At 47.4% G+C, this 10547-nt stretch carries 8 protein-coding genes and 1 pseudogene; 5 read left to right on the plus strand and 4 right to left on the minus strand.

The window, feature by feature from the left end:
* Both QZY09_RS10200 and QZY09_RS10205 read right to left on the minus strand, forming a co-directional pair.
* Positions 1 to 292 (minus strand): hypothetical protein (locus QZY09_RS10200; protein WP_295672024.1); only part of this gene is annotated, 292 nt, incomplete at its 3' end.
* Positions 279 to 452 carry a hypothetical protein gene (locus QZY09_RS10205; RefSeq protein ID WP_295672026.1) on the minus strand — a complete coding sequence of 58 codons (174 nt, stop codon included), beginning with the start codon at positions 450 to 452 and terminating at the stop codon, positions 279 to 281. The genes QZY09_RS10200 and QZY09_RS10205, both read right to left, overlap by 14 nt.
* A gap of 189 nt (positions 453 to 641) precedes the next feature.
* Here QZY09_RS10205 and QZY09_RS10210 point away from each other — a divergent pair, with 189 nt between their 5' ends.
* The 4 genes from QZY09_RS10210 to QZY09_RS10225 all read left to right on the plus strand — a co-directional run bounded on the left by QZY09_RS10210 (position 642) and on the right by QZY09_RS10225 (position 6587).
* Positions 642 to 1328 carry an HAD hydrolase-like protein gene (locus QZY09_RS10210; protein ID WP_295672028.1) on the plus strand — a complete coding sequence of 229 codons (687 nt, stop codon included), beginning with the start codon at positions 642 to 644 and terminating at the stop codon, positions 1326 to 1328.
* Between the two features lie 2 nt (positions 1329 to 1330).
* Complete coding sequence (locus QZY09_RS10215) at positions 1331 to 2644, plus strand: DUF5690 family protein (protein WP_295672030.1); 1314 nt, start codon at positions 1331 to 1333, stop codon at positions 2642 to 2644.
* A complete protein-coding gene (locus QZY09_RS10220; RefSeq protein WP_295672032.1) occupies positions 2641 to 3765 on the plus strand; it encodes a TIGR03364 family FAD-dependent oxidoreductase in 1125 nt (374 codons plus the stop codon). Before QZY09_RS10215 ends, QZY09_RS10220 begins: the two co-directional genes overlap by 4 nt.
* 260 nt (positions 3766 to 4025) lie before the next feature.
* Positions 4026 to 6587 (plus strand): phosphocholine-specific phospholipase C, encoded by a 2562-nt coding sequence (locus QZY09_RS10225; protein ID WP_295672034.1) that lies wholly within the window; start codon positions 4026 to 4028, stop codon positions 6585 to 6587.
* Positions 6588 to 7912: 1325 nt separating this feature from the next.
* Here QZY09_RS10225 and QZY09_RS10230 read toward each other — a convergent pair.
* Positions 7913 to 8581: an O-methyltransferase gene (locus tag QZY09_RS10230; RefSeq protein WP_295672036.1), complete on the minus strand. Its 669-nt coding sequence runs from the start codon at positions 8579 to 8581 to the stop codon at positions 7913 to 7915.
* Positions 8582 to 9029: 448 nt separating this feature from the next.
* The gene (locus tag QZY09_RS10235; protein ID WP_295672038.1) at positions 9030 to 10052 is read right to left on the minus strand and encodes an LLM class flavin-dependent oxidoreductase; all 1023 of its coding nucleotides are present in this window, start codon (positions 10050 to 10052) and stop codon (positions 9030 to 9032) included.
* Positions 10053 to 10258: 206 nt separating this feature from the next.
* Between QZY09_RS10235 and QZY09_RS10240 the strand changes: the two are divergent.
* Positions 10259 to 10547, plus strand: a pseudogene (locus QZY09_RS10240) (phosphoesterase); the annotation flags it as partial.

Below are 10547 nucleotides of genomic sequence, written 5' to 3' on the forward strand. Positions count from 1 at the left end.
AACCGTTTTCAGTGCGTTGTGCCCTCCAAAGCAGGTTTTCAGCGGGGTGGAGAAATTTCTTCCATGAATGCGGGCCTGCGGCATAAGCAAAAACTAATGGATCTTCTGATTTCTCCAGCCGGTATGTCCCCTTTTCCTGTTTATCGTGCCAACCGGCGGGCAATTCGCTTGCTGACGCTATTTGATCGTAAAGGATAGCTCCATCATGAACGGCAGGACCAAACAAGTCATATCCCATTTCTTTCAACTGGTCGAAAAGGTTTTCAAAAAATTCGCGTTCAATTACTTTCATTTTGCTGTTTTGTTAAAATGTTTCCTACATCAAAGTTTACGTAGCAAATGCCCGGCTTTACATTAACAAATTGAATATATTGGAGGTTAACCGGGTTTTTTACAGGCTTTTTCACTTCACGTTGACTTTGGAGATCCGGAGAAGAAGTGATCTTATTCATACGATAAAAGTAAGGAGGATATAAAACGGGGGGCGATGCTTTTGATCATGAAATAAAATGATCTTAGGCATAATATTTTTTTCGCCGTCCAATTCAGGTTGTTTCCCAATAATTAATCATAACTTAATATTATATTGGTTTGATATTAATAAACTTAGTTTAGTATTGCTCAACCCAAATAAACATTAGATGTCAATAAAATTAGTTGTTTTTGATATAGCCGGTACAACGGTTAAAGATGATCATAACGTAAGCAAAGCCTTCCAGGCAGCTTTGAAAAAATACCAGTATGATGTCCCGCTCGAACTGATCAACCCATTGATGGGTTATGAGAAAAATGAAGCGATCACCCAAATGCTGCAACTGCACGAAACGGATAAAACAAAGATCACGATTGAACTGGTTGATGCTATCCACCGTGAGTTTGTGAAACAGATGATCCATTTTTACCAGTTTGAGCCGGGAATAGCTCCCCTGCCCAATGTTGAAGAAACTTTTGCTGCATTACACCAGATGGGCATTAAGATCGGCATCAATACCGGTTTTTCGCGGGATATCGCGGATACTATTGTAACGCGTCTGCATTGGATAGAAAAGGGATTAATCGACGAGGTTATCGGCTCAGACGAAGTTGAACTTGGCCGCCCGCATCCATTTATGATCCGGAAAATAATGAAAGATTGTGCTATTACCGACCCGCTTGAAGTGGTGAAAGTTGGTGACACAGAAGTTGATATGCGCGAGGGCCAAAACGCCGGCTGCCGCTACGTTATTGGTGTTACCACCGGCATATTTACGCGCGAAGAACTGGAAATTTATAACCCTACGCATATTATTGACGACATCGCAAAGGTGATTGAAATTATTAAACAATAGTTATGAGCGCAATAGACCAACTGCGGGTTAAAGTTGCCAAATGGCCGTACCCGGTTTTATCATTAATGGCGGCAATCTCGGCCTTTGGGGCGTATACCTCTATGTATGCTTTCCGTAAGGCATTTACCGCGGGTACTTTTACCGGGCAGCAGTATTTTCATGTTGATTATAAAGTTTGGCTGGTTATAGCACAGGTTATTGGTTATACCTGCAGTAAGTTTTATGGTATCAAATTCATCGCCGAGTTAAAACCCGACCAGCGGGCCAAAAGTATTTTGATGCTGATAGGCACCGCCTGGATCGCATTGCTATTTTTTGCCATTGTACCGGCGCCTTATAACATTGCGTTTTTGTTTATCAACGGCTTCCCGCTGGGGTTGATATGGGGTTTGGTGTTCAGCTATTTGGAAGGCCGTAAATCTACCGAATTTATGGCGGGCGTATTATCCATCAGCCTGATCTTTGCATCCGGTTTTGTAAAAACGGTAGCCCGTACGTTGATGGGTTCGTTCCACATCAGCGAGTTTACCATGCCCTTTGTCACCGGGGCACTGTTTGTAGTCCCGCTTTTGCTGTTTGTGCTGATGCTTGAATTAATGCCCCCGCCTACCCCGGAAGACATAAAACTGCGTACCAAACGGGAGCCAATGGATGCTGCGGAGCGGAAGCACTTTTTACAGCGATTTTTACCCGGTATTATTTTAACCCTGGTGATTTATGTACTGCTTACCATTATGCGCGATGTGCGTGATAATTTTGAGGTGGAGATCTGGGCCAGCCTGGGCATAAAAGACAATACCATCTATACAAAAATAGATACCATCATCTCCGTTTTAGTGCTGGTGGCGATCAGCCTCCTTATCCTGGTTAAACGAAACCTTAAAGCTTTCCGAATTATCCATTACATGATCATTTCCGGCTGTTTGCTCATCGGCACCGGCACCATTTTGTTTGGATTAGGGCTTATTGGCCCAATGGTTTGGATGACGATGGCGGGCCTGGGCCTTTACCTGGGCTATGTGCCTTATAACGCTGTTTTTTTTGAACGCCTGCTGGCTACTTACCATTATAAGGGGAATGTAGGTTTCCTCATCTACGTAGCCGACTCGATTGGCTACCTGGGCAGCGTAAGCGTTTTACTGGTAAAAGAATTGGGGCAACCGAGCATTAGTTGGGGCGCATTTTTTAAAAACAGCGTGATGACCGTAGCCATCGTTGGCGGCATTTGTGCCACCTTATCCCTGCTGTATTTTTTACGGGAGGCGAAAAAGGACGTTGACGCACAGAAAGAACCATTGAATATTATACCTGCATGAAACAACCATCAGCAATTATTATAGGGGCCGGTATTGTTGGCCTTGCCACCGCGAGAGCCCTGGCAATACGAGGCTATAAAGTAACCGTGTTTGAACGGAATGAACGGGCCGTAGGTGCATCCATCCGCAATTTCGGGATGGTTTGGCCTATCGGGCAGGCTACCGGGCCGCTGTTTGAACGGGCCATGCTATCGCGCAGCATCTGGAAAGAAATTTGCACCGAAGCCAGGGTCTGGCACGATGAGGTAGGATCGCTGCATTTGGCATACAGTGCGGATGAGTTGCAGGTGATCAGTGAATATGTAGAGGTAAACCACCAATACCGCGATTGCAGCCTTTTGAATGCCAAACAAGCAATGCAAAAATCGCCGGCGGTTAACCCTGCCCGGTTAAAGGGCGCTTTATGGAGTGCCGAAGAAATGATTGTAGAATCGAGGGTGGCTGTGGGGCAGATCGCGGTTTACCTGGCTGAGAAATATGACGTGGAGTTTTTTTGGAATACGGCCATTAGCCAGATAGACCCACCTGCGGTAAAATCAGGCAAACGCAGCTGGCAAGCCGATGAAATATTTGTTTGCAGCGGAGCCGATTTTGAAACCCTTTACCCGGAATTATTTTTGGCCACACAGATCACCAAATGCAAACTGCAGATGATGCGTTTGGTGAGCCAGCCCGATGAATGGCGCATCGGCCCTGCGCTTTGCGGCGGTTTATCCATGATCCACTACCCCGGCTTCCAGGCGGCGGCTTCTTTGCCCGAATTACGCAAACGTTACGAAGGGCAATACGGTAAATACCTGGAATGGGGCATCCATGTAATGGCGTCGCAAAACGGCAGCGGCGAACTAACCATCGGCGATTCGCACGAGTACGGGCTGGTACACGACCCTTTTGATAAGGAATTTATTAATAATTTAATAATTGCTTACTTACAAACTTTTGCCATTTTTAAGGACTGGAAAATGATGCAATCGTGGCATGGCATCTATCCAAAAATGACCAATGGGCAAACCGAATTTATTACTGAAGCTGAACCCGGCGTAACCATTATTAACGGCCTGGGCGGCAACGGAATGACGCTCTCGTTTGGTTTATGCGAACAATACATCGCGAAGCGATGATTGTGCTAATGTATTTGGCGATTAAGAAATAGAAAAAAAGCGCATTTTAAAGCCGGGCCTGTGCGGTTCCCCTCTTGAGAGGGATGGAGGGGTGTGTTGACCAGCATGTCTGATAACACCCCCCCGCCACATCACAGGCCAGCACACCCCCTCTCGAGAGGGGAGCTATCATAAAGTTCATATTTTCAATTAATTATTGTTTTTAATATTGAGATTTTCAATCAATAAACACATTACTCTAAGTAAAAAACAAAACAAAAATGACTGATTCCCGCAGAGATTTCCTTAAAAAAGCAGCTTTGTTAACCGGTGCTGCAAGCCTTGCCAATATGATCCCCGCTTCCATCCAAAAAGCCATGGCGATCAACGCGCCTGAAGGAAGCACTTACATGGATGCGGAACATATTGTGATTTTGATGCAGGAAAACCGTTCGTTCGATCATACTTTAGGCAGCATGAAAGGCGTTCGCGGGTTTAATGACCCCCGTGCTATTACTTTGCCTGACAATAACCCTGTATGGCTGCAATCCAATAAAAAAGGTCAAACTTATGCGCCTTTTCATCTCGACATCAAAAACACCAAGGCTACCTGGATGGATTCGCTCCCCCACTCGTGGCGCAACCAGGTAAATGCCCGCAACGAAGGTAAATTTGATAAATGGCTGGAAAACAAGCGCAACAGCATCCCCGAATATGCGGATATGCCATTGACACTGGGCTATCATACCAGGGAGGATATCCCGTTTTATTATGCCATGGCGGATGCTTTTACCGTGTGCGATCAGAATTTTTGCTCGGCCCTAACCGGCACCAACCCCAACAGGCTTTTCTTTTGGACAGGCACTGTCCGCGAAGAACAAAATGAAAACGCAAGGGCCCACGTTTGGAACGAGGATATGGATTATGGCACCCTGAAATGGCCTACTTTCCCTGAACGTTTGGAAGATAATGGCATTTCGTGGAAGTGTTACCAGAATGAAGTGGCGATTGATACCGGTTTTGAAGGTGAAGAGGATGTTTGGCTATCCAACTTCCAGGATAATCCTTTGGAGTTTTTTTCCCAGTACAATATATTTTTGCACGAACCGCATTTGAAGGCCCTCGAAAAAAGAGCCGCGGAACTGCCCGTTGTGATTGATGGGTTAAAAAAGCAAATAGCAGCCTTGCCCGAAGAGGACAAAAATCTAAAAAAACTAAAGCGGCAACTAAGGGAAACCCAATCCTACCTGGATGGCGTAAATAAAGAGCGTGAAACCTGGAAGCAGGACATGTTTGAAAAACTATCCGACAGGGAAAAAAGCATCCATAAAAAAGCATTCGACACCAATAAACACGACCCGGACCACCGCAAGCTGGCCACGCTTAAATATAACGATGACGGCACCGAACGCGAGCTTAAAGTACCCGCGGGCGATGTGTTGCACCAATTCAGGGAGGATGTAAAAAATGGTAATTTACCCACAGTATCGTGGCTCACGGCTCCCGAAAATTTTTCGGACCACCCCAGCTCGGCCTGGTATGGGGCATGGTACGTATCCGAAGCGCTGGATATCCTGACGCAAAACCCGGAAGTTTGGAAGAAGACCATTTTCATCCTCACTTATGATGAAAACGACGGGTATTTTGATCACGTGCCTCCTTTTGTCGCACCGCATTCGCATCAACCGGGTACCGGTGCAGTCTCTAAAGGGATTGATACCCGGGTTGAGTTTGTAACCCTTGAACAGGAACAGGAACGAAAGAATTTCCCTGAGGTATTTGACAAAGAAAGCGCGATCGGCCTGGGTTACCGGGTGCCGATGATCATCGCTTCGCCATGGAGCAAGGGTGGCTATGTAAACTCGGAAGTTTTCGACCATACCTCTACCCTGCAGTTTTTGGAAGACTTTTTAAGTAAAAAGACTGGTAAAAAGATCCACGAACCTAACATCAGCGATTGGCGGCGGACCATTTGCGGTAACCTTACTTCCGCATTCAGGCCGTACAATGGTGAGAGCATTGCCAGCCCGGAGTTTGTGAAGAAGGATGAATTTGTTGAAGGAATCCACAAAGCGCAGTTTAAAAAACTGCCCAACGATTATAAGCTGCTTAGCCCCGACGAGATCGCGCAGATCAAGCTTGATCCGCATGCCTCGCCTTATATGCCGAAACAGGAAAAAGGAATTCGTCCCGCCTGTGCCCTGCCTTATGAGTTATATGCCGATGCGAAGTTAAATGCAGATAAAACAGCCCTGGTGATTCAATTTAAAGCAAGCAATAAGGTTTTTGGTGACAAAGCTTTAGGCGCGCCTTTTAATGTTTATGCGCCGGGCAGCTATGTAAAACGAAACGAAACCACTTTTGAGCCGGTGCGCACCTGGGCCTACGGGCTTACCGCCGGCGACAGCATAGCCGACAGCTGGCCGCTGCATGAGTTTGAAGATAAAAATTATCACCTGCGGGTTTACGGCCCCAATGGTTTTTACCGCGAGTTTAAAGGGAATGCCCAAAACCCGCACATCACTGCTGATTTTGATTACCAGCGCAGCCTTAGCAGTAACAGCAAACTTACCGCTAACGTAGAAATTTCCCTTGCCAACTTATCTGCAAAATCGGTAGAAGTTGAGATCATTGATCATGCTTATAAAAGCGGCAACCGCAAAAGGGTAATAACTGCATCGGGGAAAACTACTTTGGTGCTGAACCTGGAGAAAAGCTTTGGCTGGTATGATTTCAGCGTGAAGGTTGCCGGGCATCATGATTTTGAACATAGGTATGCAGGCAGGGTTGAAACCGGGAAATCAAGTTTTAGTGATCCGTTTATGGGGAAGGTTGTGGTGTAAACAATAAATCCTCCGCTCATTGCGAGCCCGCCTGCCGGCAGGCAGGGAACGAAGCAATCTCTACACAGGGCATTCAATATAAAGCGGGTGCCGATTTACGGCGTGCAGATGATCGGTAAACAGGCGTCACCACGCGCTCATTGCGAGGAACGAAGCAATCTCTGCACAGGACATTCAACTAAAGATAATGCGCTGGATGTACGGCGTGTAGCTGACAGGTAATGAATTTACGTCTGCTCATCGTCGTGGAGCCTGATTGGCGGGCTATCAGGGTACTGATATCATTGTGGTTTTATTCTTAACCGCTGCCCGCTCATGGCCGCGGGGGCTGTTACTTTTTGTCTTGATACAAAAAGTAACCAAAAAAATCAAGACAGAAAAAAGCTTCAGCGCTGCAGGCCAGACTCCCTGGCCCGCTTGTCTGTCAGGCCTTTCGCCTTTGTTGGTGTTTTCACCAACAAACGGGGACATTGCATATTTGATGCCCCCGGTGCAGTATCCGCGATGAGCATATTGGTTTCACTCGGAACCGCTGCCGCTCAATTGCCGCGGAGGCTAGTCCTTTTTTGTCTTGATACAAAAAAGTACCAAAAAAAATCAAGACAGAAAAAAGCTTCAGCGCTACAGGCCAGACTCCCTGGCCCGCTTTTCTGTCAGGCCTTTGCCCGCTTTTCATTGGCGTTATATTCTTAACACTTTCCTTTCTTTGGCATGAAAAAAGATTACAGGTTCTTCCCGTCAGCAGATAAGCTTCGGGAGAAAGCAGGAAAAACTACTAGCCTGTGAGGTGGGCTGGGCATAGCAAACTGCGAAGCATTCTTGAGGGCCAATGAAAAATAAATTACTGCCGAAAAATTTTTGCATTGCAGGGTAATAAAGCGACCGGGTAGCCCCGCAAAAAGATTGCAGCCCGCAGTTTTTCCGGCTTTGTGCGGCAAAGGCCTTGTGCGCAAAGAATCCGCCAATGGGCGGATGACACGGTTTATTCACATTGTAATTTGTTTTTTATTGGTGTTCATGAGACTCGCTTTGCTCGGTATGGTTACTTTTGCCAAGACAAAAGTAACTAGGCCCCCCGCGGCCATGAGCGGGCAGCGGTTAAGAGTAAAACCAAAAATGACATTAGTAGGATAACCCGCTAACCAGGCCCGCGCGGCATGCCCCCTCTGCGCTCATTGCGAGGAACGAAGCAATCTCTGCATAGACAGTCCTTTAAATATAATATATGGGTGTCCGGCGTGCGGCTGATAGGTCACCCGGAGATTTTGGTGTGGGGATTAGCGCGTGTAGAGATTGCTTCGTTCCTCGCAATGACGGTGTTGATACTACGAATTCACCACTGCTATCGCCATACCATCATGCTCCTTCGTCCCGATAGTTTGAAAAATAGTTGCTGAAACCCGCTTGTTTTCGGCGAGGGCTTTGTTAAATCTTTTTACGCCGATGACGCGTTCATCGGTACAGTTATCATCCAGCACCTGCCCTTCGCGGATCACGTTATCGGCGATAATTACCGTGCCCGGTTTGGAGAGTTTTAAGGCCCATTCAAAATATTCGGCGTAGGGCGGTTTATCCGCGTCGATAAAGATAAGGTCGAACGGTTCTTCGCCGCCGGCTACCAGTTGGGGCAGCAGCTCCAGCGCGGGGCCTACCTTTATTTCAATCACTTCGTCCAAACCAGCTTTGATGATATTTTGCAGGGCCACATCGGCGTGGGCCTGCTCCAGTTCCAGCGTGAGCAGGTAGCCATCGTAAGGCAGCGCCCGGCCGAGCCAGATGGTGCTGTAGCCGCCCAGTGTGCCCAATTCCAGGATCCTTTTTGCGCCATTCATCCTGGCGATCAGCTGCAAAAATTTACCCTGGTTGGCCGATACGCTGATGGCCGGTATATTGGCCTCCTCCATCGATTTGATGGTGCCTATTAACACCTCATCCTCGTACCCAAAAAGGTCGCTGATGTATTTGTCTACAGATTCAAAAAGTTCCTGGTTCATGCGTTAAAATTAGGATTTTAAAATTGGAATTTCAGGAAGTGAAAAAGGATTTATTGTAATTCCCCGCCCATCCAGGCATGCTATATGAAATTGAAGCGTACGAATCAAAAAATAAATAATTTTTAACCTAGACTTATGGGAGTCGCCCTGCTTTACAATACTCATGCACCAAACTTGCGCATCCGGCCCTTCCCGAATTTTCCGCATGTGCCGGTAAATATTTTTTTTTAGGATTCGCCTGGCATTTTGGTTATACGAGGCTATAATACCGGCAAAACTGCTGACAAGATTTTGTCAGTGACAAAATCTTGTCAGCAGTTAAAATATTGATATTCAGTTTTGTAGCGCTTGTATCACTTGTAGCGCTACGCTACAAAATGCAAAGGAGGCATGCGGATTATCGCGCTTCCACGGCTTGAAAAAACAGTCTTTCGTTTTGAAATCCCTGCTACCCTACCAGCGGCTTCACCTTCTGCCCGATCAATTCAATCGCTTTCAGCAACTGCTCATGAGTAAGCCCTGCGTTATCCATCTGGAAGGTAAACCTTGATACGCCGCCCAGTGCCTCGCTGTGCCGCAGGATCTTTTCGGCCACTACTTCGGGCGAGCCGATGAGGTAGGCGCCTTTAGGCCCGCGCTGGGCATCAAAACCGGGGCGGGTTACCGGTGGCCAGCCGCGTTCGCGGCCCAGCCGGGTAAAGGTTTCGCGGTAGCCGGGATAATAGGTTTCGGCAGCTTCTTCGGTAGTTTCGGCAACAAAACCGAGGGAATGGATGCCTACTTTTAGTTGTTCAGTTGCAAAACCTGCTTCGTGGCCGGCTTTGCGGTACAGGTCTACCAGCGAACTGAAGCGTTCGGTATCACCGCCAATGATGGCCACCATCAGCGGAAGGCCCAATGTGCCCGCACGCACGAAAGATGCCGTTGTACCACCCACCCCGAGCCATACCGGCAGGGGCTGCTGCACCGGTCGCGGATAAATGGGCTGGTTACTCAAAGGCGCACGAAACCGGCCTGTCCAGGTAACCGTTTGCTGATACCTTACCTGCAGCAGCAGGCCAAGCTTTTCGGCAAACAGGGCATCATAATCCTGCAGGTTAAAACCAAACAGCGGGAAAGCCTCTACGTGCGACCCCCGCCCTACCACCATTTCGGCGCGGCCCCTGGAAATGATATCCAAAGTAGCAAATTGCTGGAACAGCCTAACCGGATCGGCAGCACTCAACACGGTTACCGCACTGGTAAGCCTGATGTTGCTGGTACGTGCCGCAGCCGCCGCTAAGATGACCGAAGTAGCCGAATCCAGGTATTCCTTTCTATGGTGCTCGCCAATGCCAAACACATCCAGCCCTGCCTGGTCGGCAAATTCTATCCGCGCCAGCAATTGTTCCATGGCTTTGATATTGCCTTTGGCATCCAGCGCGTTATTCAAATCGCCGGTTGCGGCAAAGCTGTCGATTCCTATTTCCATATACCTGTTTAAATATCGTCGGTTAAAAGAATAAAAGTAAGCGTAAAAATTAAATGTTTAAACATTTAGCTGTAAAATATAGTGGGTATTCACGCATGTTCCTGTTGAAATGGAAGACTGCGGATTTCCGTGATGCAAGTAACAAATTGCTGAGCAAACATCATCAGTTAACACTAAAGCTTTATCTTTAACGCAATCTGTATGATATGAAAACAAACCCCTTTGTGTCACTTTACCTCATTTTACTGATCGTGTGCATATCGGCCTGCAACCCGGCCAAAAGGAATGGCTTATCCGGCAACCAGGAGCAAACCAATATGCACAGCGCTTATGACGACAGCACATTAACCAATAAAGTACTGCCGGTAATGATGCCTTATAACCGGCTGATCGATCCGGCGGGAAAAGTAGTCCGCTTCGGCGACCCAAAGGTGGAAAACCATAGCCTGGATGTTAAGCTGATCCCGCAATCATCGGTATTGGCGGTGGAAGACC

It is taken from the genome of uncultured Mucilaginibacter sp. (assembly GCF_903913935.1).
Classification (GTDB): Bacteria; Bacteroidota; Bacteroidia; order Sphingobacteriales; family Sphingobacteriaceae; genus Mucilaginibacter.